The sequence below is a fragment of the Rothia nasimurium genome, from assembly GCF_035916755.1.
Lineage (GTDB): Bacteria > Actinomycetota > Actinomycetes > Actinomycetales > Micrococcaceae > Rothia.
In genome coordinates this window covers 21774-47295 of record NZ_JAYWIX010000008.1, presented here as the reverse complement: position 1 = coordinate 47295, position 25522 = coordinate 21774, and the positions used below count along the sequence as shown (strand labels likewise).

The following is a 25522-nucleotide window of genomic DNA, read 5'->3' as shown; positions in this document are numbered from 1 at the left end:
ATGAAGTACGAACTATATTCACACAGATATGGATTGGAAATAATTAGAGGCGATAAGGAAGCCAAGGAAGTTTTTGAAAAACTTGAAGAAATAATTCAAAACATCAGCGAGGAGGAAATTTTAAAAAACTTCCTTAAACGAAGAAGAGACGATAAGAAAAACGACAAAAGTATTTCTATAATCTTAAACGAAACACTAAGAAATAAACTTCTGGAAAACGGGTGGGAAAAAGAAGTTTACATATTCAAAGACAAAAATTATTCGGATGCAGAAAATAGGTCAAAGAATAAAGCATGGCGCCTTGATTTTGCGTATCCTGGGTTGTTCTCACTTGAAGTTGCCTTCAACCACAGCAGTGCAGCATTGGTAAACCTGATGAAACCAGTCCTAGCATCTGAAATAAACCATGTACAAAAAGCTCTCGATGGAGACAAGCGAACAAAATTTGGAATATTAATTACCGCCAAAAGTGCACTTCAGGCGAACGGCGGGTTTGACGGCGCAATTGGAACCTACGAAAAATATATAAAACAGCTCAAACCTCATATGAATTTCTTAATTACACCAACAGTAATTATCGGATTGGAAGGTCTTGAAAATTATCTGGTTGAAAAGGTAACAAACACAAAAACCAGGAAGGTATCAACGATAGTTAAGAAAAAAGTTGCAAATAGCGTAGAATACGAGGTTATTTACGACTCAAGACAGTCAGACAACACTGTGCCCCAAAACTCCTCCGAAAGCCTTGATCAGAACACCCGTTCTGATCTATAATCATTGAGACCAACCATCCCCTAACAGGAGGCTCCAGAGTGGCCGACCAGCCGATTCGCATTATCGAACTCTTCGCGGGCGTCGGCGGCTTCCGCCTAGGCTTCGAAGGCTATAACAAAGACGGCTTTAACCTGCCTTCAGCTGGTAACTTTGAAACAGTTTGGGCCAACCAATGGGAACCCCCCGGAACACCTACCAAACAGTTCGCTGCCCGCTGTTATGTTGAGCGCTTTGGGGAAGAAAACTTCCTCAACGAAGATATCAACAAGGCCCTTACCATGGCTGAAAATGGTGAAATCACCATTCCAGAAGCAGACATGCTCGTTGGCGGTTTCCCCTGTCAGGACTACTCTGTCTCCAAGCCCTTATCTCAATCACACGGTATTGAAGGCAAAAAGGGAGTGCTCTGGTGGGACATCTACCGTGCACTAGATATGAAAAAGCCACGCTACGTCGTCCTTGAAAATGTAGATCGTCTGCTCAAATCGCCTTCAAAGCAGCGTGGTCGTGACTTCGCAATTATTCTTTCATGCTTCTACTCGCTGGGGTATTCCGTTGAGTGGCGCGTTATTAACGCAGCTGACTATGGCCACCCCCAGAAGCGTAAACGTGTATATATCTATGCAGAACTTACCGACACAACGTGGAACCTAGAAACAACCCTACGTACCGAAGGGGTTTTTGCTGAGGCCTTCCCTATTACCCAGAACCTGACTCGCGAAGATAACTTCAGCATTAGTATTGACCCCTTTGAAGTGACTCAAAACTTTGGTCTAGGTGCAAAAACCTCACGGTTCCAAGATGCCGGCGTAATGCAGCACGGTAAAATCTATACCGCGAAGCCAGAAGCTCTGTACACAGGCAAATGTCTTACTCTCGGCGATATCGTTGTCGACGAGACCGAAGTGCCAGACCAGTTCTTTATTGAACCTAGCAAAATCCAGGCCTGGGAATACCTTAAGGGCGGCAAAAAAGAAGAACGCATCAATAAAGCCAGTGGATTCAAGTACACCTACTCAGAAGGTAGTATGTCCTTCCCCGACCCCCTCGACCGCCCGGCACGCACCATTTTAACCGGCGAGGGCGGAGCTGGTGCCTCACGATTTAAACATGTTGTAAAGACAGAATCAGGCCGTCTACGCCGTCTTATTCCCGATGAATTAGACCAGATTCAGGGTTTTCCGAAGGGCTGGACCGATGCGGGCTTAACTGACGGGCATCGTGCTTTCTGCATGGGTAATGCACTGGTAGTGGGCATTCCCAACGCACTCGGCAAAGCTATCAATCGCCGCCACTACGGGCTAGAGCGCGAGAACCTGCCTCTCACCAATACAGCAGACAGTTCTTCCGATACCCTTTTCTAGCCAACACTCTAAATTACTACAAGCGCCCCTCAGACCACCATATGAGGGGCGCTTTGCACGTGATATTTTGAAGGGCTACTAGATAGAGCAAGAGGACAAACAACAAGGTTGGCTTTAATACTTTCCACAGCTCCCCCCTGTAGGCCCATTAGCCCACGTCAGACGCAAGACCTGTGGATAACTGGCCGCCTTCGGCGTAATCTGCTGTCAAAAACCAGGCAAGCGGGCCGAAACTCTTGCCATGGCACAAACCCAGCACTATAAACACACATAAGACCTAGTCACAAAGATGTCACCAGGAGACCCTTATGAAACACACTCCCACCCGCAATCTTGCCCTAACAGCTATCGCGCTACTAGCTCTTACAGGTTGCGGTGCGCAGGCCACAGGCTCGGTTCCCGAACCAGATTCAAGCAGTACGACTTCTGCAGTAGCGTCCAGCTCTACGAGCGCTGTTGAGGCAACTGCCAGCGCAGAAGAAACCAATTATTCAGGTGGTTCAAAAGCATCTGAAGGTGAATACCGCGCTGCTGATGAGCACGGCCCCGCCCAGAACGTACCCAAACCGGTTGCCCCAGAAGGCATGAACGTTGAAAGCACCGAAGCCATGCTTCTGTTCATCAACTACTGGAATGACATGCGAAACTACGCAATCCAAACTGGAGATACTCACGACCTCATACATATGTATGAAGACACCTACGAAGCTGATCTACGGTTTATCGACTCTATTGACAAACTTTATAAAAATGGCGGATGGATTATAGGTCTCAAGCGTGAGTTACACCCAAATCGAGGGCTAATCACCAGTCTTGGAGATAACTCATACAGTTTGGGGGCAAATATTACTGTCGAAAACGGAGTTATCAATGAAGTACATAGCGTCAAGAGCATCGATAACTCTGAAGCAAATCTCAATGGTTATGAGATTATCGCGACTTTCAAGGATGGGGAGTGGAAGGTATCTAATGGGAAGGCAGTCAAATAAAGTGAAAAAATACTGTATGGCATTCTCCCTGATATCGCTTGGACTGCTCGCGCCACTAAACTCAGCTATAGCTAATGACTCCGGTGAGACCGACGGCGATGAGTTCAAGGTAAGTATTGAATATGATTGGGAAACCTCAACTGGCTTCGAACAGGATGAAACGATAGTCGAGGACCACAAGGTAGAAGGCAACCTAACAGATACCTTGGCGACAGTTAAACTTATCTACTTCGATAAGCCCCGAGGCCCCAACCGCGCTGCCCTGAAGATGGGGAGCTCTCCCTCCCCGGGGACCTACTGCCTGGCAACCAACGGGGACGTGGGCGTTCTCTCCCTTGTGCCAGACGACTGGGGTGACGGCTCAGACCTCCCCTTCAACACACCACAGGGCGCCATTGGTTGCGTACCCCTCACCCCAGCCGAGCTCGAAGCCGCCGGCCTAGAAATCGCCGAAGAAAACGGGCAAACCGTGCTGCGCACCGTCCGCGTCACGCTCACCACCCACGACTTCGACACCTTCCCCATCGAAGCCGCCACACCCCGCCAAGAACGCGCGCCCCACACCCTCAAGAACTACAACACCAACTTCTGGGCCGACCCCAACCCCCAAGAATTCACACGCACCATAAACGGCCAAAACGTCGTACTTCGTGCAACCCCAGTCTCCTACACCTTCGACTACGGGGACGGCTCCACGCTCGGCCCCGTCACCTACCCCGGCTACCAGCTCGGCACGGACGTCTGGGACCAGCCCACCGACACCTCCCACCGCTACACCGACCCCGGCGACTACTATTTCGCCCTGACCACCACCTACCGCGGCGAATACTCGGTAGAGGGCGGGCCTTGGCAGGTCATCGATGGAACCGTCAGCCGCACCAGCGACCCGCAGCTCGTACGGGTCTGGCGCACCAAGGTTGGGTTAGTTGCCGACGACTGCACCGCGGGTGCGGACGCCTGGGGCTGCACCACCGGCTAGTTCGGCCACCAGCCAACGCAAAAACTTCACCAGAAAAGTATTTTCTTAGGTTTCGCACAGGTTCCCCGAATTGAGTTCAAAGGTTAGGGTGCCATAGTTAAAGACGTGAGGACGAGGAGAGAAAACCTCGCAACCTCAAGAGACTGAGAATCTCACCGTGGCGATGAGTCACCCCTTTCAGAGAAATGTGTGTAACCTCTGAAGCTCCTCCCTAGGGGATAGGTGCGAAAGAAATGTGTGTGTATGAGAAAAGGTCGCAACCAGAAGGTTGCGACCTTTTCTCTGCCCTCCAAAATAGTAAGCAATAATATAATTGGGTGGAGTAGGTAGACAACAAGGAGGTTACCGCCATGACAACACCCTTACAGCCCGCCGAAAAAGTTGGTCACCAGGCCAATGGGGCACCCTGGGGGCCGTCCCTTCTAATCGCTACCGCCTTAACAGGTATGCTTGCGACTATCCTAGCTGGACACGGCTACTTGGCTGGACTCTGCTCACTCATGTTTATCCCTATCTGGTACACGCAAGATCAGTCCAAACTCAAATATGACCGTATCGAAACATACACCCGCACCAGCTACACCGTTATCTTCTTCATAACCCTCGTTATCTGGTTCTTTACCGTTATATGGCATATTCTCACCGAGCCAGAAACAGATACCTGGTCAAACATTGCAATCCTCATCAGCAGCTTTGGCGCCCTCACCATGGCAGCCCGGTTCGCGATGCCCTGGATTCATAAGAGCAAACCCGTCATACCCCACAACAAATAATAGGCAACCCTAGCCTGACCAGAGCAACCAGTTCTACAATGGTAGAAATCTCAAGGAGGAGATTTCCATGACCGAACAGACCATCCAGTCCCAGCCAGCCATGCAGCAGGCGTCCGCGCCCTACACCTACGAGGAACGTATCGGCGGCAGCTGGCCACAAGCCCTCACCATCACAGCCCTCTTCCCAGCTCTCGCAGCCGGTCTCATATTCCAGGCCTACCTGCTCAATATGGTTCTTGTCTTCTGCTGTGTAGCGTTCGGTTTTTACATTAGCCGTCGTCGAGCATCAGCAAAAAGAACCCTGCCCATCAGCTATGGTTTGGCCTCCCAGACGGTTTTCGCAGTGGCCGTCCTGGCCCTTCTCTACCCCGGTCTGGACGACCTGACCAGCGCCTCCTGGCGTCTGCCTCTGATTGCGCTCACCACCCTGCTATTTCACCGCTACGTCACCCCCGGCTACCACCCCCTTGAAGAGAACCGCTCATGACTGATTCCACCACCAAGAACCTAATCTTCGGGGCAGATGTACGCCCAGCTTTTCTAGCTGCTTTAGGCCTCAGCGTCCTCGCCTGGGTAAATATAACCCCGCATTTCTTACTACCCCTAGTTTCCCTCGGAATCGCGCTCATTGGAATCAAGGCAATGAACCTGCCAACATCAGGGAAAGTGTCTTGGTATGGTCGTGGGCTCCTTGTCGTAGCAGCGATAGCGGGCTCCTTAGCCGCCTATCTCATCTTTAATCTCACACCCGGTGAGCTCGTCGGCCTCATTACCCGCGCTGTCCTCGCCCAGGTAGCAGCTTTCGTCGTAATCTTCGTTTTCTTCACACGGCTGCTCCCGGTTGAGGTCAGCCCGCCGAGCTCCTAAAGGAAAAACGACAAGGAGCTCGCATGCCAGAACCCCTGACCACAGACAAACCCTGTCAACGGAGCCAACAAAGAAACCTAGTCTTCGGGGCACCGGTTTGGCCGTCTTTGCTAGCAGCTTTCGGGTTTAGCCTTATAGCCTGGGCAGATCACATCGACAGTATCTGGCTCAGAATGGCTAACGTCCTCCTTGTCTATATTGGGCTTACCCTCATGCCACTACCGAGGACCTTCACACCGGTTAAACCCGCACTCATTTCTCTCGGAGCATCGCTCCTCATCATTGGCCTACTAGTCGGCGCCACCATTCTGGTGCGCGAGGTTCTCTTCCCTGAGTCCTTCGCGCAGAGCGTCCCCGGCGCAGTTGCCAACCAGGCCATCACCGGGCTGGTCGCTTTCGCGCTCTTCCGCTGGGCTGTGCCGGTGCTTCCCAGCTACGAGGGTAAGCACGCCTCCAACCGCTAAACCAATACCAGAAATATACAGAGGACGCCCGCCCCACTCCCCTGCCGCAGGGCAGGAAGGTGGGGCGGGCGTCCGCGCCCTTAAGCTACCTCTAAAACCTAGGCGGCAGGCAGCTCGGGGAAGGCCTCAGCAACGCCGGGGAAGGTAATCTTGCCAGCGTCGGTGTTCAGACCCAGGGCCAGGTCGGGGTTGTTGGCCAGGGCCTCGTCCACGCCAGCAGCCAGCTTCAGCACGTAGGGCAGGGTCGCGTCGGTCAGGGCGATAGTCGAGGTGCGAGGTACAGCACCGGGCATGTTAGCAACGCAGTAGTGACGGATGCCGTCCACCTCAAAAATCGGGTCAGCATAGGTGGTGGGGCGGGAGGTCTCGAAGCAACCGCCCTGGTCAATCGCGACGTCAATCAGCAGGGTGCCAGGCTTCATGGTCTTCAGGTGCTCACGGCGCACGACCTTAGGAGCCTTAGCGCCAGGGACCAGAATAGAACCGATAATCACATCGGCCTCAGCGATTTCACGCTCAATATTCGCGGGAGTGGAGTTCAGCACGCGTGCGCTGGAGCCAAACAGGTCAGACAGTTCACGAACGCGGGGGCCGTAACCCTCAAGAATAGTAACCTCAGCGCCAGCACCAACAGCGAGCTTAGCGGCGTGAGTACCCACATTGCCACCACCCAGGACCACCACGCGGCCAGGGGCAACACCGGGCACACCACCCAGCAGAATACCCTGACCGCCCTCGGTAGCCATGGTGTACTGGGTCGCAGCCTGAGCCGCCAGACGGCCCGCAACCTCGCTCATGGGGAGCAGCAGGGGCAGGGCACGGCCGTTACGCACAGTCTCATAGGCAATACCGCGGGTCTTAGCAGCCAGCAGGGCCTCAGTCAGGGGCTTATCCGCTGCCAGGTGCAGGTAGGTGAAAAGGGTCAGATCCTCGCGCAGATACTTGTACTCGGGTTCAATCGGCTCTTTGACCTTGACGAGCAGCTCCGCCTTATTCCACGCGTCGTCCTGGCTGACCAGGGTAGCCCCGGCCTTCTCGTATTCCTCGTTGGAAAAACCTGCGCCGAGCCCGGCGTCCTTCTCAATCAGCACGTCGTGGCCAGCCTGAACAAGGGCCAGCACGCCGTCGGGGGTGAGGCCAACGCGCTGTTCCTGAGGCTTGATTTCGCGGGGTACGCCAATGCGCATGAGGGGGTCTCCCATTCATTTTCGTCGTTGAAAACTGTTGCGTTAATCAGCCTACGCCCTTTTGTTGAACAAAGACAAACCGCCCCAAATTTTCTTCATATGTCCAAGAAAATCCGGGGCGGTCAGGGGCTAGGCCAGCTCGGCGGCGGCAGCCGGGTCGGAGTCGTTCAGGAACTTCTCAATACGCTCCGCCTCGTCCGCCTCGCCGATTGCTGCGGCAGTCTGGCCCAGAATCAGCAGGGCCTTCAGGAAGCCCCGGTTCGGCTCGTGGCTCACCGGAATCGGGCCGTGCCCGCGCCAGCCGTTGCCGCGCAGGGCGTCCAGACCGCGGTGGTAACCCACACGCGCATAGGCATAGGCTTCAAGGGTCTTACCAGCCTTCAGGGTTTCTTCTGCCAGCAGGGCCCAGGCCAGCGACGACTTGGGGAAGGCCTGCGCAAGGTCGGCAGGAGCCTCACCGGCGCGGACGCGGGCCGTCAGCTCAGGCTCTTCAGGCAGGAAGGTGGGGGCGGGGCCGTCTAGCAGGTTCTTACCGGCAAGTGACATGGGTACTCCATTCAACTCAAATTCTTGTAACTACAAAAAGTCTACGCGGTATCCAAGCCCAGTAGGGCTACGCCGGCCTGGCTCAGGCTGAAGCGCAGGGGCCGGGAGGAAACCCGGTCAATAAGTTCGTGCCTCTCAAGCTCCTCAATATAGGATCTCACCGTATTGCGGGACTTCCCCGAAAACCTGGTGAGAGTATCCCAGTCAAGACCCATATCCCCGCCAAAAAGATAGACCTGCCCCAACACAAACAAGGAACCCACAGCACCGCCCGATAGCTCCCTCCTCTCCTGAGGTAGAGCATCAACACGCTCTGAGAGGCTGCTCATCAGCTTCTTCTTAGCATAGAAGTCATTGATAAGTTCCATTTGAGCATCCCGCACAAAGCCCATCATCGCCTGGGCGAAATGGGTTGCATCGCCCATGTTCAAAGGCTCTTCTACCTCGCTAAAAGCCTTATAGTAGGCGGCCTTTTTCTGATAGATAACTGCCGATAAGGTTAGCACGGTGTAGGCAGAGAGCACCCCATAGAGCTGGGCACTAAGCACAAACCGCCCAAACCGCCCATTACCGTCATAGAAAGGGTGCACAGCCTCAAACATAAAATGAGAAACAACCCGGGAGAGAAGAAAGGGAGTATCCTCCTCAAGATGCGCCAGCATAGCCTGTAGTTGTTCCCAGATTGCAGGTTCGCCCTGTGTACCGGCATGAACGGTTGCACCAGCGCCATCCCGGATATAGACCGGGCCAGCCCTAAAAAGCTCCCCGTCCAGAGCGTCCTGGCTAGAGATTTCTGCACCAAAAAGAGCATCGTAGATGTCCCTTATTTCCTGTAGAGTCCGGGGAGCCTCGATTCTGCCCTCAGAAAGCTCCAGGTAAAGCCGGGCTATCTCCCAAAAACCCCCTTTTTTGGGAGATAGAACCCTCGCTCCAAGCCCCTATCTCCCAAAAATGCCCCTTTTTGTATTTAAGCCTAGCTCCGCCCGCAAGCTACTCCCGTGCCTGCCTGCGGGAGGCGTCCGCGCACCCCGCTGTGACGAAAACCCAGCCGCGCCACACCGAGGTGTCCCGTATAGTGTGAGAAGTCAACTTTCCCGACGAAGTGGAAAACACACACCATCACACAGATACAGAGAGACTCCTATGACGCTTGAACTCACCATGGTTCAGTCCGCCGGCTGGGCAGTCATGCTGCTTTTGCTCGGCATGTGGATTAAGAACCGCTTCTACTTCTTCCAGCGCTTCGCTATTCCCTCACCCGTGATCGGCGGATTCCTTTTCTCCCTGGTCAACCTGGTACTCAACCAAACCGGGGTGCTCACCATCAAGTTCGACACCACCCTGCAGAGCTTCTTCATGGTCATCTTCTTCACCTCGGTGGGCTACGGCGCCTCACTCAAGGTGCTCAAGTCAGCCGGTTCTAAGGTAGGCCTCTTCCTGCTGGTAGCAACGGGTCTCTGTATCGCGCAGAACATCGTGGCCGTCCTTATCGCCCCCGTGGTCAACGTCGACCCCGCCCTGGCGCTCATGACCGGCTCCACCCCCATGACCGGCGGCCACGGCGTCTCCGGCGGTATCGCCCCGCTCGTTGAAGCCTCCGGCGTCACCGGCGCAGAAACCGTCGCCTACACCGCCGCAACCTTCGGCCTGATTGCAGGTTCGCTCATGGGCGGCCCCGTCGCCAACCGTCTGATCATCAAGCACAACCTGCTCGAGAAAGAACCCTCCCACCAGGTCAACATCAACACCGCCCTGCTGACCGTGCGCCCCCGCAAACTCAACGCAGATAGCATCCTGCACGGCTTCATCATGATCCTGGTCGCCATGTTCGTCGGTAGCTACCTCACCGAAGCTCTCAACTACCTGGTTGGCCAGCTCACCGACCGCGCCGCCTTCCCCAGCTACATGGGCCCCATGATTATCGCTATCGCCCTGCGCTACATCAGCGACCGCCGCAACTCCAAGGAATACCACGAGCTCGTGCCCGAGCAGGAAGTCGAAGTTCTGGGCAACATCGGCCTCAACGTCTTCCTAGCTATGGCCCTCATGAATGTGCAGCTCTGGCAGCTGGCCGAGCTGGCCATCCCGCTCATTGTGCTCCTGCTGGCTCAGATTGTGCTCATATGGGTTTGGGCTAATTTCGTCACCTTCCGCGCCATGGGTGCAGACTACGACGCAGCTATCCTCACCGCCGGCCACTGCGGCTTCGGCATGGGCGCAACCCCCAACGGCATCGCCAACATGGCATCCCTGGTCACCAAGTACAAGGCATCCAAGCTTGCCTTCTTCATCCTGCCTATCGTCGGCGGCATGTTCATCGACTTCACCAACCTGGTGAACATCATGACCTTCATGTCTATCATCTAAAGGCCCCTCACCACGACAAAGGCGCCGGACGCACCCCGCACAAGCGGGAGCGTCCGGCGCCTTTGGTCTAGGCTAATGAGCCTAGCTACAGGGCTTACTTGCCGGAGGTACCAGCGGAGCCGAGCTGCTGGGCAGCTTCAACAACGCGAGCAGCCATACCAGCTTCAGCAGCTGCACCCCATACGCGGGGATCGTAGGTCTTCTTGTTGCCGACCTCGCCGTCAACCTTGAGCACGCCGTCGTAGTTGCGGAACATGTGGTCCACAACGGGGCGGGTGTAGGCGTACTGGGTGTCGGTGTCGATGTTCATCTTGATAACACCGTAGGAAACTGCGTCTGCGATTTCCTGCTCGGTGGAGCCTGAGCCGCCGTGGAAGACCAGGAAGAAGGGCTTTTCGCCCTTGCCGTACTTGGCGCCAACCTCGGTCTGGATTTCCTTGAGCAGTTCGGGGCGCAGGTGAACGTTACCGGGCTTGTAGACGCCGTGAACGTTACCGAAGGTCAGGGCTGCCATGTAGGTGCCCTTTTCGCCCAGGCCGATGGCCTCAACGGTCTTGATGGCGTCCTCAACGGTGGTGTAGAGGGAGTCGTCGATAGCGCCTTCAACGCCGTCTTCTTCGCCGCCAACAGCGCCGATTTCGACCTCGAGAACCTGGTGGTTCTTGGAGGTGCGCTCGATCAGTTCCTGAGCGATCTTGAGGTTCTCTTCGAGGGAGATAGCGGAGCCGTCCCACATGTGGGAGTTGAAGATGGGGTCTTCGCCGCGGGCTACAGCCTTCTCTGATTCTGCAAGCAGGGGCAGCACGAAGTCATCGAGCTTATCCTGGGGGCAGTGGTCGGTGTGCAGGGCGATGTTGACGTCATACTGCTTAGCAACTTCGCGTGCGTAGGCAGCGAAGGCGAGGGAGCCAACAACCATGTTCTTCTTGTTGGGGCCTGACCAGTAGGCGGCGCCACCGGTGGAAGCCTGGATGATGCCGTCTGAGCCTGCTTCTGCGAAGCCACGAATAGCAGCGTTCAGGGTCTGTGAAGAGGTGACGTTTACTGCGGGGTACGCAAAGCCCTTGGCGCGGGCGTTTTCGAGCATTTCTGCGTAGACTTCAGGGGTTGCAATAGGCATGCTGACTCCTTGGTTGTCGGTGGGGCCACCCGGTTGGTGGCCTGGTGTGAGTTGGTGCTGCACCCGGTGCGTGTAAGGACGCGGTGGGGCGAGCGCCTGCCTGCTTTTCAGTTTACCAAGGGCGTGGCGGGAAAGGGTAGGTTTCCCACATTAATTTCGGACATAAACCCACAGAAAACCATGGGTTTCTGGGGGTCTTAAGCACCCTAACACCGGCTTTTGGTGCGTGCCGGTGTTAGGGTGTTGGGTTTTTATGGGTTTAGTGAGGAGTCCGGCCTAGAGCGCGAAGATCCACATGGCCAGGGTCATGGTCACTGCGGTGATCGCCACAATGGAGAAGAGGTTGAGCCAGAGGCCGCCCTTGACCATCTGCCCGATGGTGACGTAGCCCGAACCGTAGGCGATGGCGTTGGGCGGGGTCGCTACGGGGAGCATGAAGGCGCAGGTGGCGGCGAGGGCTACGGGGATGGCGAGCAGCATGGGGTCGTAGCCCATGCCCATGGCGATGCCGCCGGCGACGGGTAGGAAGGTGGCTGCGGTGGCGGTGTTACTGGTGAGTTCGGTCAGGAAGATGACGCCGGCGCTCACCAGCAGCACGATGACGAGGATGGGCAGGGCGCCGAGAGCGCCGACGGAGTCGCCAATCCACTGGGTGAGGCCGGAGCTGGTGAACTGGCCTGAGAGGGCTAGACCGCCGCCGAAGAGCAGCAGGACGCCCCAGGGCAGCTTGGTTGCGGTTTCCCAGTCGATGAGGCGCACGCCCTTCTTGGCGATGCCGCCTGCGGGAAGGGCAAAGAGCAACAGACCCACAGCAACGGCGATGCCGGCGTCGGTGATGGGAGGTGATTCTGACCAGATGATGGGGACGAAGATCCAGGCTAGGGCGGCTGCGATGAAGATGATGAGCACGCGCAGTTCGCCCGAACTCATGGCACCGAGCTTGGCGTATTCGTTGGCGATGAGCTTTTTACCGCCGGGAATCTCTTTAATTTCTGGCTTGTAGAGCACCTTGGTGAGTAGGAACCAGCAAACAAAGAGAACCACCACAGATAGGGGTACGCCCACCAGCATCCACTGGCCAAAGCCGATGTGCACGTCGTGGGTGTCTGCCATGTAACCGGCAAGCAGGGTATTGGGCGGGGTGCCAATCAGGGTGCCGAGGGAGCCGATGGAGGCGGCGTAGGCGATACCCAGCATCAGGGCGGTGCCGAAGTCGGACTTAATCACAGCGTCCTTGACGGCCTGGTCGTCGGGGGATGCGCCGTCCTCAATTTGAATGTCGGTGGTGCCGCTGGCCTGGGCAATCAGCATGAGCACGGAGACGCCGATGGGAATCATCATGACGGCGGTGGCGGTGTTTGAGACCCACATGGAGAGAAAACCCGTAGCTACCATGAAGCCTGCGACCATCATGGAGGGCTTCGTACCCATGACCTTGAGGGTGAGCAGGGCGATGCGGCGGTGTAGGTTCCAGCGCTGCATGGCCAGGGCCAGCAGGAAGCCGCCCATGAAGAGGAAGATGATGTTGTTGCCGTAGCTAGCCCCGATGTCGTTGATTTTTACTTCGCTGTTGAAGACGGGAAAAATCACCAGCGGCAGCAGGGCGGTGGCAGGAATGGGCAGGGCCTCGGTCATCCACCAGGCACCCATCAGGACGGCGGTGGCTGCGGTCAGGCGCGCGGCGTCGGGTACGTCGCCGGGCATGATGACGTAGACCAGGGCGGCTGCAAGCAGGCCGCCGAAGAGGCCGATGAGGCGCTTTTTGCGTTCGCCGGCTTCGACTTCGGGCGCCTGGGAGCCGCGCGAGCGGTGGATCTGGTCGATGGCCTGGGTGGGGGCTGCACTGTATTTTTGCAGGTGGTCACCCGTAATGTGGGGCTTGTCCATCTCAACCTCACTTCATTGTGTGCTGATGCCGCAGGTAGCCGTTTCGAAAAAAGAAACAGTTCACCTAAGCGGAATGTGTTTACAAGGAATGCTTTTACTGTACCTGATAAGCACTTTTATGAAGCGGGCGCGGGCGAGTGTTACCCCTCGCGCAATTCGCGGCGGCGGTCGGCGATGGTGAAGGCAAGACCTAGCAAGAGGGTGAGCACGATAGCCCCGAAGGAGGCTATGAGCCCCACGTTCCAGTGGGCGCCCGACTCTACCAGCCCGTAGAGGATTGAGGGAATAATGGCGGTACCGATCGCGGTACCCATGCGCTGGCCGAGGGAGAGCACACCGCCAGCTACACCGCTGATGGCGGGAGGCACGGACGCCAGCGTCAGGGTCTGGTTGGGAGAAATCACCAGACCACCACCGGCACCGATCAGAATCAGGGGCACCGCCAGGGCCCAGACCGGTAACAGCCCCTGCTCGACCGGGGTCACGGTGAGCATAGTGGCAACAATTGATGTGAGCGACAACCCGAACCCCAGCATCACCATACGGCGCCCCATGCCGAGCACGCGGCGTCCTGCCCAGGGAGCTGCAAAAGCAGAGAGCAGGGAGGAGGGAATGGTAATGAGGGCGGCGGTCAGCGCGCTTTGACCCAGGTGGTTCTGCACGTAAATGGGGATCACCAACCAGACGCTGGTATTGCCCAAGAAGTAGAGGGTCACGATCATGATGCCGTTGCGGAAGGCGGGCTTGGTCACCAGGTCAATGTCGAGCATGGGCGGGCGTCCTGCCTTCTTATAGCGTTTTTCCCAGGCGATGAAGAGGGTAAGTAGGGCCAGGCCAACCGGCAGGGTTGCCCAGACCAGCAGGTTGCCGCTGCGCTCAACGAAGGGGAAGAGAATCGCGAAGATTGCCAGGGCCAGGGTCGTCATACCGACAGGGTCTAGGTCGAGATGGGTGCGCTGGGCCGAGGGAGCGGACGCCCGGTCGTTGGGCACCCAGAGACGGGCCAGCAGCAGCCCGGCAAGACCGATGGGCACGTTGACCAAGAACATCATGCGCCAGCCAAGAGCATCGCCAAAGATTTGCATAAGGAAGCCGCCGAGCACCGGGCCCACAATGACGGCCAGTGCCACCACGGTACCGAACATGCCGTAGGCGCGGGCGCGGGCCTGGCCGGTGAAGTTGGCCTGGATGATGCCCGTGGTTTGGGGGTTGAAGAAACCGGCACCGAGCCCCTGGAGCACGCGGGCGGCGATGAGAATTTCGATGGTGGGTGCAACGGCGCTGAGCAGGGAGCCCAGGGTGAAGAAGGAAACGCCGATCATGAACATGCGGCGGCGGCCGGTGGCGTCGCCGATACGTCCGGCGGCAACCAGGGGCACGCCAAAAGCCAGGGCGTAGCCTGAGACCACCCACTGGGTCTGGCTGGAGCCTGCGCTCAGGGAGTTACCGATGGGGGTGAGCGCTACGTTGACCACCGAGATAGCCATAAGAGCCATGAACAGCGGGGTGAGTAGGGCCGTCATCAGCTTGCGCGGGCTGCTGGTGGCGGGTAGCTGGGCAGCGGGTGCACCCTGGGGGTTCTTGGTGGGGTCTGGTGTTGTGGTCATGCTGCGCCTCTTTGCTCTCGTCTTTAGCGTACAGAGCCATTCTAGACCCGTTAGTACATGAATAAAATACTTCAGGGGGAATTTTTTGCAGAAATGCAAGTGCTCACGAAATATGTGGGCACTCCGCGATTCTTATAGACGCTCACCACCAGCGGACGCCGGTGGGCAGGCGTCCGCTCCCAGGTCTAGCTGACGCGCTGGCCGAACTCGTGACGGCGAATCCAGGCGTGCATGGCAATACCAGCGGCGGTTGCGGCGTTCATGGAGCGAGTGGAGCCGTACTGCTCGATAGACAGGGTTGCCTCGGCTGCCGCATGAATCTCCTCTGACAGGCCGGGCCCCTCCTGACCAAAGACCAGCACGCAGTCCTTGGGCAGGTCATAGGTTTCGAGCTGCTTGGAGTCGGGGAAGATGTCGATGCCGATGATGGCAAGCCCCTCCCCCTTTGCCCAGGTCACGAAGTCTTCGACGGTAGGGTGGTGGCGTACGTGCTGATAGCGGTCGGTCACCATGGCCCCGCGGCGGTTCCAGCGGCGCTTACCGATAATGTGCACTTCTTTCGCCAGAAAGGCGTTAGCAGTGCGCACCACGGTGCCGATATTGAGATCGTGCTGCCAGTTTTCGATGGCTACGTGGAAGGAGTGGCGGCGGGTGTCGAGATCGGCGATGATAGCGTCCATGGTCCAGTAGCGGTAATGGTCAAGGACGTTGCGGCGGTCGCCCTCGCGCAGCAGCTCAGGGTCCCAGTGGTCACCTTCTGGCCATTCGCCTTCCCAGGGGCCAACGCCGATTTCCCGCTCCGGGCTCTCGGTTTCGGGCTCAGTTGCTTCTAGGTCTGCCACTTAGTCCAGGCCCAGGTCGGTCTTGGAGTAGGCGTAGAGGCAGGGCACGCCCGCGACCTCTTCGATATGCTCCTTGGCGCCGGTTGCGCGGTCAACGATAACGGCAACAGCTACAACCTCAGCGCCAGCCTTACGCAGGGCTTCGACGGCGGTGAGAGCGGAGCCGCCGGTGGTGGAGGTGTCCTCGACAGCTACCACGCGGCGTCCTTCCACTGAGGGGCCCTCAACCTGACGGCCCATGCCGTAGGACTTCTGAGCCTTACGTACCACGAAGGTGTCGATGGCACGGCCCTGGTCGCCTGCGGTGCGCATGATGGCGTGACCGACGGGGTCGGCGCCCATGGTCAGGCCGCCGGCGGCATCAAATTCGATTCCGGCTGAGTCGAGCAGGTCGAGCATGACCTGGCCGACCAGACGGGAGGCCTCGTGGTGCAGGGTGACGCGGCGCAGGTCGACGTAGTAGTCGGCTTCCTTACCGGAGGCCAGGGTGACCTTGCCGCGCACGACGGCCAGTTCGCTGATGAGCTCGCGCAGACGTTCGCGGGCTTCTTCGATGGGGAGGGTGGTGGAGAGGTTAGTCATACCTTTTAGTCTAGTAGACCGGCAGATATTTACCCCGCGAAAAGTGCAAGTGCCCCGCGAAAAGTGACAGGCACTTGCACTTTTTAGGGGGTAGCAGGCAGAGCAGGTTAGCGTAGGGACGCTCGGGCCCAGCTCATAGCTGAGAGTAGGTAGGCGGCACAGAGGGGGAATACGAGCAAACCGTACTTCCACACGATCAGATCAAGGGGAGGATAATCAGATACAGAGATATCCTGGTCAGCAACTCCCCCCTGAGCTGCAGCTAACTCCCAGACGTTGTAGGTAACGTCATGGGAATGGAACTGACCCCAGAGGGTGCCAATTCCCATATCCCAGGCAGTGGCACCGAAGAGTTGACGGGAAATGTTGAAGATGAGCAGGACCACTACACACAGCATCAGGCTCATCGCCAGAGAACCCCAGCGCAGGGAGACTATGGCAATAAAGAGGGCTGCTACCTGCACAGCCAGCAGGACGATAAACCAGGTAGCTAGGTAATCTGTTACCGCATACGCCCGCCCCAGGGTGCTGTAGGTCTTATCAAAGGCAAAGAGCCAGGTATCGAAGTCCTGGTTGAATACCTGCCACCCGCGCCCATAGCCCTTGTTCAGCAATTCGAGGGTAAGGGTCACAGCGTAGACCAATGTGGCAAGAGCTGCCCGATAGAGGGCTAAGGAGAGGTAACCACGGAAGTAGTCCCAGCGCCCTAGCCCCATCCCCAGTATGAGCCGGGCATGTGACCGGTAGCTGAGGAGCATAGTCGCACCCAGAACCAGGGGCAGGATAATGACCTGCATAGAATTGTGGTTAATGAAGCCGCTGTAGTCCGCCAGCGAGTGGCCGGTCAGAACCGCATGGACCCAAGCGAGTCCCAGCATAAGTACCGCAACACCGGGCGGCAGGAGCAGGGGAAGCAGAGTGCTGGTAGTCCGTTCGCTCAGGAGCATACGGAAGACGGTACGAGCACCTCCCCCGGTACGGATGGGCTGTGTTCCCGGTAGAGCTGGGTAGAGGGGCTCAGCGTGAAGTGTGCTAGTCATGGCGACCTCCTTGGGGCTCAAGTAAGGGTGAGTAGGTGGCGTCGCTGTGTACGGCCAGGGAGTCCTGCAGGCTGACGGGTTGAATGTGAACCCCGAGCGCGTCCGCAAGTTGTTCGTTCGTTTCAGTGAGCGGGGCAGCGAGCAGGGCTGTGACTAGCGAGCCGATTGCGCGCTGCCGGGCAACGGCGTCCGCCAGTCCAGTACGGGCTAGGTAGACGTTGATAGCGTCTTGGCTACCGGCAATTTCATGGGCGCTGGTGGCAGCCTCATCGTGGGACCCGTCGAGTACGAGGGCACCGTCACGTAGCATCAGCACTCGGTCTAGCAAGGGCGCAATTTCATTGAGCAGGTGGGTGGAGAGGACGATGGTGCGTGGGTTGAGGGCAAAGTCAGCTAGGAGCCGGTCATAGAAAATGGCGCGGGCAACAGGGTCCAGGCCGGAGTAAGGTTCGTCCATGAGAGTAAGTTCTGCCCGACTGGCGAGAGCAACGGTGATTCCCAGAGCGGACGCCTGCCCATCGGACAGCTTGCGAGCCTTGGCCGCAGGGTTGAGGGCGAAGTCCTTGATGAGGGTATCAGCCAGGGTTTCATCCCAGGCCGGATACGCCAGGCTTGCCAGTCTCAGGACGTCCCGCACTTTCAGTCCGTCAGGGTAGGCCAGATGGGTGCGTTGAAAGTGGGTGCGGGCAAGGACGCGCCCACTCGGCTTAGCGCCAAAGAGTTCAATAGAGCCGCGTGTTGGAATGACCTGCCTAACGAGAGCAGCGAGCAAGGTGGTCTTACCGGAGCCATTTCGCCCGGCCAGACCGTAGATAAGCCCTTCTTCAAGGGTGAGGTTGATGTTTGTGAGGGCCTGGGCGGAGCCGTATTTTTTGGTGAGGCCCTGAGCGCGCGCTACTACCGTCATGCCTGCTCACCGCTTCCACCCGAATCCAGTTGGGCCTTTACTCCCCCGACCCCATCGGCCTTAAACCCAGCACGGAGGGCCGAGAGAACCTCGTCCTGACTCATGCCCAGGGTACGGGCCTCATCAATGAGCGGGGTGATGTAACCGGCAATGAAGTCGCGCCGCCGGTTAGTGCGCAGAATGTCTTGTGCCCCCGTTGCCACAAACATACCTATACCTCGTTTCTTGTAGAGAACGCCCTGGTCGACCAGGAGGTTGACGCCTTTACCGGCAGTTGCAGGGTTGATTCGGTAGAAAAGGGCGAATTCGTTGGTGGAGGGAACCTGGCTTTCTTCGGCATATGTTCCTGCCAGAATTTCGCCGCTGATATGGTCTGCAATTTGTTGGAAGATCGGTTTGTCACCGGTCAGCATGAGCACCTCCTTCTGTGTGGTTACCTAACCTGCCCAACGGGCAGGTTAGTTGGTTAGTTACTCATGTAATTAACCTAAGTTGCATACCGAGGAAGCGCAAGAGTTTTTTTAAAAAAAGAGGGGCAGGCTTCCGCCTACCCCCACAGCTCACAGGGCTATTTACCTTATCGCAGCCCCTACCAGGCATTACCTGGGCACAGCCGCCCGAAGCTTGGTGACCATCTCGTCATATTCGGCGGCCGGGTCGGAGTCAGCGACGATTGCCCCGCCGGCTGCCAGGGTGATCAGGCCGTCCGAGTGGGCCACCAGCGTCCTGATGACAATGGAGAGGGCGGCTGAGCCGTCCGCTCCCAGGTAACCCAGGGCACCGGAGTAAACCCCGCGGGCCCGGCCCTCAAGCCGGTCGATAATGGCCATGGTGGCGGCCTTGGGCGCCCCTGTCATGGAGCCGCCGGGGAAGCAGGCAGCGACCGCATCCAGGGCAGTGATGCCCGGACGCAGCTGGGAGACGATGGTCGAGACCAGCTGGTGCACAGTCGAGTAGGACTCCACCCCCATCAGCACCGGCACCCGCACGCTCTCGGGGTGGGAGACCAGGGAGAGATCGTTACGGAGCAAATCCACAATCATGAGGTTTTCGGCGCGGGTTTTGAGGTCGTTGGCAAGCCAGGCGGCTGCCTGGGCGTCTTCATGAGCGGACGCGCCCCGCGGCGCAGTGCCCTTGATGGGCTTGGCTTCGGCGCGGCCCTCAGCGGTGACGGTCAGAAATTTTTCGGGCGAGGACGAGAGCACCGTAAAGTCATCGCATCGTAGGAAAGCCGCGTAGGGGGCAGCATTGGCCTGGCGCTGGGCCAGATAGAGGCTCAGAAGTTCATCGGCGCCCAGCGGGGTAGGCATCTGCACGGAGGTTTCAGCGGTCAGGCAGACCTCGTAGCTGTTACCCTCAGTGATCTCAGCCTGGGCGGTAGCAATAGCGGCCAGGTAACGGTCGCGGTCAGGCAGGGGGAAGTCGGGTAAAACTACCCGCGAAACATATTCTGATTCGGCTATAGATTCAGGTGAAGAGCTGGTTTTAAGCATTTTTTGCGCGGTCTCTTCAACCCAGTCAGCGGGCCCAACCAGCCAGGCTCTCCCGCTATCGTGCTCGTAGATGAGGTAGTGGGTTGCGGGTATCCAGAGGGCGTCGGGGGTGCGGGCCACCCGCTGGGGGTGTTCGCTGTGGAAAGCGGTGACCTCTAGGTCGGCGTGGGCCTCGTAGCCCATAAACCCCACATAGCCGCCCAGCAGGACGTCGGCGGGCGGGGCGTCCTGACCCTCGCTGAGTTCGGGGCGGGGCGCAGATTCCAGGAAGCCAGGGAGCACCTGCCAGATACTGTCGCGATAAACCTGGTGCGGGCGTCCGCTCACATCGAGCACATCAACCTGCCCCGGCTGCGCGTAGCGCAGCACTCCCCCACCCAAGGGAGCACCCAGGTAGGAGTAGCGGGACATGGACGACTCGTCACGGGCTGAATCCAGCCAAAAAGCATACGAAGAACCGCCAGCCAGCACGGGAAAGGCGGCGGCGGGTTCTACTGGAAAGTTCAGGGCACGACAGGTTAGAGAGGTCACCGACTTATTGTAACGAGACAGGCCAAGGTTTTACCTGCGCAAGCCTGGCTCGGGGCTGGCGTTCAGGGTGGCTTGCGCAGGTAAAACTGCAGCCTCACCCTCTTAAGTTAGCGAACCTGCGGGGTTTCGCCGTTTTCTGAGACCATGGGCTTTTCGGCATCCTGCCAGGCACCCATACCGCCGATGACGTTAATAGCGTCGAAGCCATACTGGGTGAGGTAGGCGGCAGCGCGCAGGGAGCGGCCACCGGCGCGGCAGATGACGTAGACGTCCTCGTCGAGGGGAACTTCGCCGTAGCGTTCGGGCACCTCCCCCAGGGGAATGTGCTGGGCACCTTCGATGTGGCCTTCTACCCACTCGTAGTCTTCACGCACATCAAGGATTTTGGCGCCTGCGGGAATTTCATCAACGGTTACCTGGCGTAAATCGTCATTCATAAGAGTCTCCTTCACGATAAAAATATCTAAGTGCTGTCGCCACTAACTCTAATAGCCCGCAGCCTAAACCTAAAGAAAAGTGACTGATGGGTTTAACTAAGCCAGCTGAGAAGAGTATCGTTACCTACCGAACAGATACCGTGCACACGCGGTTTTCCTATCTATATAAGTGAGTCGATATGTCTACTCTGCCCGCGGCGACACCGCCGAAACCAGCAGATACTTCAACCAATGACCGGGGTTTCTTTGGCCACCCCCGCATGCTGGCTAACCTTTTCTCCGTAGAGCTCTGGGAGCGTTTCTCTTTCTACGGCATGCAGGTCATCATGCTCTACTACCTCTACTGGGAGGCTGACCGCGGAGGTCTAGGCCTACTCAGCGAGGCATCAGCCGCTGGTGTTATGGGCGCCTACGGTGGCATGGTCTACCTCATGGCAGTGGTAGGTGGCTTCCTGGGTGACCGAGTGCTCGGTCCCGAGCGCACCCTCTACTACTCGGCCTGGGCCATCATGGCAGGTCATATCGCTCTGGCGATTCTGCCCGGTGCTGCCGGTGTTATCGCGGGTCTGGTGCTGGTTGCCATTGGCTCTGGCGGCCTTAAAACCAACGCATCTGTGCTCGTCGGCTCGCTCTACAGCAAGACCGACGCCCGCCGTGACGGTGGCTTCACTATTTTCTACATCGGTGTGAATATTGGCGCTCTTCTCGGCCCCATGCTCACCGGTATTCTGCGCGAAAACTACGGCTTCCACGTTGGTTTTGGTCTGGCTGCTTTGGGTATGGCCGCTGGTCTCATCCAGTACTCACTAACCCGCAAGAATCTGCCTGAGTCCGTCCACCAGCTGTCACAGCCGCTGTCAACCAACGAGAAGCGTAACTACTCCCTTGCGGCTGTAGCTATCATTGCGATTATTCTGGTTCTGGTCTTTACCGGTCTCATCAACCCCGCCAACCTCGCAACCTGGGTTATGTGCACCGTAGCGGTCTGCGCCGCCCTGCTGTTCTACACTTTGCTGACCTCTAAGCTCACGACCTCCGAAGAGCACTCTCGTGTAGTCTCCTTCATTCCCATGTTTATCGGTAACGTGGCCTTCTGGGCTCTCTTCCAGCAGCAGTTCACCGTATTGGCTGTCTACTCAGAGTCACGTATCAACTGGAATATCTTGGGTCTACAGCTCACTCCCGAGTTCATGAACTCCATCAACCCGGTGTTCATCATCATCTTCGGTGCTGTTTTCACGGCCATGTGGACTAAGCTTGGCGATCGTCAGCCCACGACCCCGGTCAAATTCGCTATCGCTCTTATTCTTATCGGTATCGCCTTCCTCATCTTCCTGACCCAGGCGGGCAACACCAATGTGAATTTCATGTGGATTGTGCTGATTCTCTTTATCTGCACCATGGGTGAGCTCTCTATCTCACCGGTAGGGTCTTCTCTAGCAACTAAGCTGGCTCCCGAGAAGCATCGTGTAGCAATGGTAGCGCTCTATTTCACCTCCATCTCCCTGGGTACTGTACTGGCCGGCTGGCTGGGTCAGTTCTACTCACTCGAGACCGAGGTCGCCTACTTCACCACGCTGGGTGTTGTAACCATCGGTATCGGTGTGGCCCTCTGGGCACTCAATGGCTGGATTGTGAAGAAGATGGCGGGTATCCGCTAGTCTCTTCTCATCTCCTCACAAGGGGACCGCAGCACCAAAAAAGGACCGCATATTTCGCGGTCCTTTTTGGTGCTGCGGTCCCTTGCGGGGTAGGGGCAGACGGATGCCCCTGGGCTAGTTCCCTAGTTCCCCTCCACCTCGTCGACCAGGGCGCGCAGGTCGTCGTGGCGCAGGTCGTCCTTGCGGAAGTGCTTGTTGCGGTAGCCGGAGCGGCCCATCATGTGCCCCGAGATGGGGATGGTGAGCATCTGCAGGAGCAGGATAACCAGCAGGATGGGCAGGAGCACCAGGGAGCGGAAGTGGAAGCCCACCGCCAGCAGCATGAGAATCATGCCGAAGACCTGGGGCTTGGTGCCCGAATGCAGGCGGGTGAGCAGGTCGGGGAAGCGCACCAGGCCAATAGCAGCACCCAGCGACATGAAGGCACCCAGAATCATGCAGATGATGGTCAGGGCATCGAAAACGGTATCAAGATTCACGGTTTACTCCCCCAGGTCCTTGCTTGCCCGCACGGGGTGGGCGGCATCGTGCCCCTGCTTATCGGTGTCTTCTGCCAGTTCCCCGGGGGCGTATTTACTGCCCTTTTTGCGGGAGCGGCGGCGGGGACGTCCTTCGTGCAGACGGGAAACCGGGGTGCTCTCGTCCGCCTTGGAGTTATCGGCGAAGCGGGCCACGGTCACCGAACCCACGAAGCCGATCATGGCTAGGGCCACCAGCAGAATCAGGAAGAACTGGCTGTCGGTATAAATCATGAGCACGCAGAGTGCAGCCGTGAGAATTGAGAGCAGTACGTCGCTGGCAAGCACGCGGTCCAGCAGGGCGGGGCCCTTCCAGATGCGGTAGACGGTGCCCCAGGTAGCTAGGGTGAGAATCAGGCCGGTGGCCCAGATAGCCCAGGTCATGCGTGCTCCTTTCGGCTGGCCGCGCGGTCGGCTTCTTCGTCCTGTTTGAGGGCTTCGTACTCTTCGCGGCTACCGGCGGCCTTGATGATGAGGTCTTCAAAGTAAGCCACCTGGCGGGTGAAGCGCTCGATTTCCTCGGGAGTGGAGGTGTTGAGCACGTGGAAGTAGAGCACCGACAGGGAGCGGTCCACTTCAACCACCACGGAGCCGGGAATCAGCGACATGGTGTGCGAAACGGCGGTCAACAGCAGGTCGGAGTGGGTGCGCAGCTGCACGGCAACCACCGAGTTGCGCAGGGGCGGGCGGAAGGTCGTGGCTAGCCACATAACCTCGATTGAGGCCTTGGCAATATTCCAGAAGAGTTCCACCACAAAACGCGCCGCATAGAAGATGTTGAAGCGGTTGGAGAGGTAGAGGGTCGGCAGGCGGAATACCGACATGGTCAGGACCGCCAGCACCGCACCGAAGGCGATAAAACGCAGGGAGAAGTCCTGCCAGAGGGCGCACCAGACAAAGACCAGCCAGAGGAAGGGCGGGATAGCGTGAATCAGGCTCTCGCGCGAGAAGTCGGGCTTTTTCACTGGTTCACCTCCTGGGAGTTGTTATCGACGATTTGCTGTTCTAGGTACTCGGCTCGGCTGGGGGCGTCGGGGCCAAAGACCGAGCTGATGTAGACGTCGGGGTTGAAGAGGTTGTCTGAGGCGTTATCTGCCAGCTGGAAGAGGGGGCCTGAGAAGAGGGTAATCAGCACACCCACCACGACCAGGGAGACTGTGGACGCCATCATGGACGCCGGAATCGGCTTGGTCTCGTAATGGGCGGGGTCGCCGGAGTGCTCGGCCATGACCAGGTCGGGGGTAGGCTCTTCGGCTTCCTTGGCGGGGCGCCAGAAGGCCTTGTTCCACACGCGGGCCAGTGCCAGCAGGGTCAGAAGGGAAACCAGAACGCCAATGCCCGCGTTGATGTAGGCCAGGGCACTACCATTTTCTACTGATGCCTCGATAAAGCCGACCTTACCGATAAAGCCGGAGAAGGGCGGGATACCGCCGAGGTTGATGGCGGGAATGAAGTAGAGCAGGGCCAGGACGGGGGCGGTCTTCATCAGGCCGCCCAAACGGCGTACGTTAGTTGAGCCAGCCCGGCGTTCTACGAGGCCAACCACCATGAAGAGGCCGGTCTGAATCACGATGTGGTGGGCGATGTAGAAGACCACGGTGGTCAGGCCCAGCTCGTTGCCCAACGAGATACCCCAGATCATGTAGCCGATATGGCTAATCAGAATAAAGGAGAGCAGACGCTTGATATCGCCCTGGGCCAGGGCACCTAAGATACCCACGAGCAGGGTCAAACCTGCCACGACCCCCAAAAGCGTATCCAGGCGTCCTTCGGGGAAAAGCAGGGTTTCGGTACGAATAATCGCGTACACACCCACCTTGGTAAGCAGGCCCGCGAACACGGCGGTCACGGGCGCCGGGGCCGTGGGGTAGGAGTCAGGTAGCCAGAGGGAGAGCGGGAAGACCGCAGCCTTGATACCAAAGGCAATCAGAAGCATGAGGTGCAGCTGCATCTGGGTGCCTTCGGGCAGGGTGCCCAGCTTGAGCGACAGGTCGGCCATGTTGATGGTGCCCACCGAGGCGTAAACAAAGCCGATGGCGGTGAGGAAGAGCATGGACGAGACAACCGAAACCACCACGTAGGTCACGCCCGCACGAATACGCGGGGTGTTAGCGTTCATGGTAATCAGCACGTAGGAAGCCATGAGCAGGATCTCGAAGCCCACGTAGAGGTTGAAGAGGTCGCCCGCCAAGAAGGCGTTCGACACGCCAGCCAGCAGCAGCAGGTAGGTGGGGTAGAAGACCGAGATAGGTACCTCGTCGTCCTCGTCCTGCAGGTTCTGGCCGGTAGCAAAGACCAGCACCGCCAGCGAGATGGTGGACGAAACCACCAGCATGAGAGCCGAGAGCTGGTCAACCACCATGGTGATACCGAAGGGGGCCTCCCAACCTGCCAGGTGCACGGTCTGGGGCGTTGTGTCCCACACTGCGGCCAGCAGTAAAGCCTCAAACACCAGGGTGATAGCTACCGCGGCGAAGGCGATGACGCGCTGCACACTGTCTTTCTTCGAGACGAAAGTGATAGCGGCAGCCAGGAAGAGAATGATGATGCAGAGAGGGGCGAGCTGGGCGATAGCGATATCCACGGG

General features: G+C 57.9%; 27 protein-coding genes and 1 pseudogene. 10 read left to right on the top strand and 18 right to left on the bottom strand.

Annotated features, from left to right (window positions below; translation table 11 throughout):
* The 8 genes from VSX42_RS09560 to VSX42_RS09525 all read left to right on the top strand — a co-directional run bounded on the left by VSX42_RS09560 (position 1) and on the right by VSX42_RS09525 (position 6210).
* The gene (locus VSX42_RS09560) at positions 1-774 is read left to right on the top strand and encodes a hypothetical protein (RefSeq protein ID WP_326504061.1); all 774 of its coding nucleotides are present in this window, start codon (positions 1-3) and stop codon (positions 772-774) included.
* A gap of 38 nt (positions 775-812) precedes the next feature.
* Positions 813-2138 (top strand): DNA (cytosine-5-)-methyltransferase, encoded by a 1326-nt coding sequence (gene dcm, locus VSX42_RS09555; protein WP_326504060.1) that lies wholly within the window; start codon positions 813-815, stop codon positions 2136-2138.
* 308 nt (positions 2139-2446) lie between these two features.
* Positions 2447-3127: a DUF6318 family protein gene (locus VSX42_RS09550; RefSeq protein WP_326504059.1), complete on the top strand. Its 681-nt coding sequence runs from the start codon at positions 2447-2449 to the stop codon at positions 3125-3127.
* Between the two features lie 16 nt (positions 3128-3143).
* Entirely contained in the window at positions 3144-4106 is a 963-nt protein-coding gene (locus VSX42_RS09545; protein ID WP_326504058.1) for a hypothetical protein, read from the top strand.
* Between the two features lie 350 nt (positions 4107-4456).
* Positions 4457-4879 carry a hypothetical protein gene (locus tag VSX42_RS09540; RefSeq protein WP_326504057.1) on the top strand — a complete coding sequence of 141 codons (423 nt, stop codon included), beginning with the start codon at positions 4457-4459 and terminating at the stop codon, positions 4877-4879.
* 67 nt (positions 4880-4946) lie between these two features.
* Positions 4947-5366, top strand: coding sequence for a hypothetical protein (locus VSX42_RS09535; protein ID WP_326504056.1), 420 nt, complete (start codon positions 4947-4949; stop codon positions 5364-5366).
* Positions 5363-5746: a hypothetical protein gene (locus VSX42_RS09530; protein WP_326504055.1), complete on the top strand. Its 384-nt coding sequence runs from the start codon at positions 5363-5365 to the stop codon at positions 5744-5746. The genes VSX42_RS09535 and VSX42_RS09530 overlap by 4 nt, the downstream gene beginning before the upstream one ends.
* A 173-nt stretch (positions 5747-5919) precedes the next feature.
* A complete protein-coding gene (locus tag VSX42_RS09525) occupies positions 5920-6210 on the top strand; it encodes a hypothetical protein (RefSeq protein WP_326504054.1) in 291 nt (96 codons plus the stop codon).
* 98 nt (positions 6211-6308) lie between these two features.
* Here VSX42_RS09525 and ald read toward each other — a convergent pair whose 3' ends face one another.
* From ald to VSX42_RS10985, 4 genes and pseudogenes are all read right to left on the bottom strand, one after another.
* On the bottom strand, positions 6309-7397 hold the full coding sequence (gene ald / locus VSX42_RS09520; RefSeq protein ID WP_326504053.1) for an alanine dehydrogenase: 1089 nt from the start codon (positions 7395-7397) through the stop codon (positions 6309-6311).
* A gap of 129 nt (positions 7398-7526) precedes the next feature.
* Positions 7527-7943: a DUF3151 domain-containing protein gene (locus VSX42_RS09515; protein ID WP_326504052.1), complete on the bottom strand. Its 417-nt coding sequence runs from the start codon at positions 7941-7943 to the stop codon at positions 7527-7529.
* A 41-nt stretch (positions 7944-7984) separates the two neighbouring features.
* Positions 7985-8368 (bottom strand): hypothetical protein, encoded by a 384-nt coding sequence (locus tag VSX42_RS09510; protein ID WP_326504051.1) that lies wholly within the window; start codon positions 8366-8368, stop codon positions 7985-7987.
* A gap of 120 nt (positions 8369-8488) precedes the next feature.
* Positions 8489-8770: pseudogene (locus VSX42_RS10985) on the bottom strand (Fic family protein); the annotation flags it as partial.
* Positions 8771-9086: 316 nt separating this feature from the next.
* Between VSX42_RS10985 and VSX42_RS09505 the strand changes: the two are divergent.
* Positions 9087-10310 (top strand): sodium/glutamate symporter, encoded by a 1224-nt coding sequence (locus VSX42_RS09505; protein ID WP_326504050.1) that lies wholly within the window; start codon positions 9087-9089, stop codon positions 10308-10310.
* A gap of 94 nt (positions 10311-10404) precedes the next feature.
* On the opposite strand, the gene fbaA is transcribed toward VSX42_RS09505, so the two are convergent.
* The 10 genes from fbaA to VSX42_RS09455 form a co-directional block, all read right to left on the bottom strand.
* The gene (gene fbaA / locus VSX42_RS09500; protein ID WP_135012224.1) at positions 10405-11430 is read right to left on the bottom strand and encodes a class II fructose-bisphosphate aldolase; all 1026 of its coding nucleotides are present in this window, start codon (positions 11428-11430) and stop codon (positions 10405-10407) included.
* Between the two features lie 276 nt (positions 11431-11706).
* Positions 11707-13317 carry a DASS family sodium-coupled anion symporter gene (locus tag VSX42_RS09495; protein WP_326504049.1) on the bottom strand — a complete coding sequence of 537 codons (1611 nt, stop codon included), beginning with the start codon at positions 13315-13317 and terminating at the stop codon, positions 11707-11709.
* A 140-nt stretch (positions 13318-13457) separates the two neighbouring features.
* Positions 13458-14924, bottom strand: coding sequence for an MFS transporter (locus VSX42_RS09490; protein WP_326504048.1), 1467 nt, complete (start codon positions 14922-14924; stop codon positions 13458-13460).
* Between the two features lie 185 nt (positions 14925-15109).
* On the bottom strand, positions 15110-15766 hold the full coding sequence (locus tag VSX42_RS09485) for an RNA methyltransferase (RefSeq protein WP_326504047.1): 657 nt from the start codon (positions 15764-15766) through the stop codon (positions 15110-15112).
* Positions 15767-16348, bottom strand: coding sequence for an orotate phosphoribosyltransferase (gene pyrE / locus VSX42_RS09480; RefSeq protein WP_326504046.1), 582 nt, complete (start codon positions 16346-16348; stop codon positions 15767-15769).
* Positions 16349-16455: 107 nt separating this feature from the next.
* Entirely contained in the window at positions 16456-17388 is a 933-nt protein-coding gene (locus VSX42_RS09475; RefSeq protein ID WP_326504045.1) for a hypothetical protein, read from the bottom strand.
* Positions 17381-18295, bottom strand: coding sequence for an ABC transporter ATP-binding protein (locus tag VSX42_RS09470; protein ID WP_326504044.1), 915 nt, complete (start codon positions 18293-18295; stop codon positions 17381-17383). The genes VSX42_RS09475 and VSX42_RS09470 overlap by 8 nt, the downstream gene beginning before the upstream one ends.
* Complete coding sequence (locus VSX42_RS09465; protein WP_326504043.1) at positions 18292-18708, bottom strand: GntR family transcriptional regulator; 417 nt, start codon at positions 18706-18708, stop codon at positions 18292-18294. Before VSX42_RS09465 ends, VSX42_RS09470 begins: the two co-directional genes overlap by 4 nt.
* 186 nt (positions 18709-18894) lie before the next feature.
* A complete protein-coding gene (locus VSX42_RS09460) occupies positions 18895-20319 on the bottom strand; it encodes an anthranilate synthase component I family protein (protein ID WP_326504042.1) in 1425 nt (474 codons plus the stop codon).
* Positions 20320-20426: 107 nt separating this feature from the next.
* Complete coding sequence (locus tag VSX42_RS09455) at positions 20427-20756, bottom strand: rhodanese-like domain-containing protein (RefSeq protein ID WP_326504041.1); 330 nt, start codon at positions 20754-20756, stop codon at positions 20427-20429.
* Between the two features lie 179 nt (positions 20757-20935).
* On the opposite strand from VSX42_RS09455, the gene VSX42_RS09450 reads away from it, so the two are divergent.
* Positions 20936-22417: an oligopeptide:H+ symporter gene (locus tag VSX42_RS09450; protein ID WP_326504040.1), complete on the top strand. Its 1482-nt coding sequence runs from the start codon at positions 20936-20938 to the stop codon at positions 22415-22417.
* A 122-nt stretch (positions 22418-22539) separates the two neighbouring features.
* On the opposite strand, the gene mnhG is transcribed toward VSX42_RS09450, so the two are convergent.
* Genes mnhG through VSX42_RS09430 form a run of 4 tightly spaced genes read right to left on the bottom strand, consistent with a single transcriptional unit; the run spans position 22540 to position 25513 of the window.
* Positions 22540-22896, bottom strand: a complete 357-nt coding sequence (gene mnhG / locus VSX42_RS09445; RefSeq protein ID WP_326504039.1) for a monovalent cation/H(+) antiporter subunit G — start codon at positions 22894-22896, stop codon at positions 22540-22542.
* A 3-nt stretch (positions 22897-22899) separates the two neighbouring features.
* Positions 22900-23319 (bottom strand): monovalent cation/H+ antiporter complex subunit F, encoded by a 420-nt coding sequence (locus VSX42_RS09440; protein WP_326504038.1) that lies wholly within the window; start codon positions 23317-23319, stop codon positions 22900-22902.
* Complete coding sequence (locus VSX42_RS09435) at positions 23316-23900, bottom strand: Na+/H+ antiporter subunit E (protein ID WP_326504037.1); 585 nt, start codon at positions 23898-23900, stop codon at positions 23316-23318. The genes VSX42_RS09440 and VSX42_RS09435 overlap by 4 nt, the downstream gene beginning before the upstream one ends.
* A complete protein-coding gene (locus VSX42_RS09430; protein WP_326504184.1) occupies positions 23897-25513 on the bottom strand; it encodes a Na+/H+ antiporter subunit D in 1617 nt (538 codons plus the stop codon). Before VSX42_RS09430 ends, VSX42_RS09435 begins: the two co-directional genes overlap by 4 nt.
* Between the last annotated feature and the right edge of the window lie 9 nt (positions 25514-25522).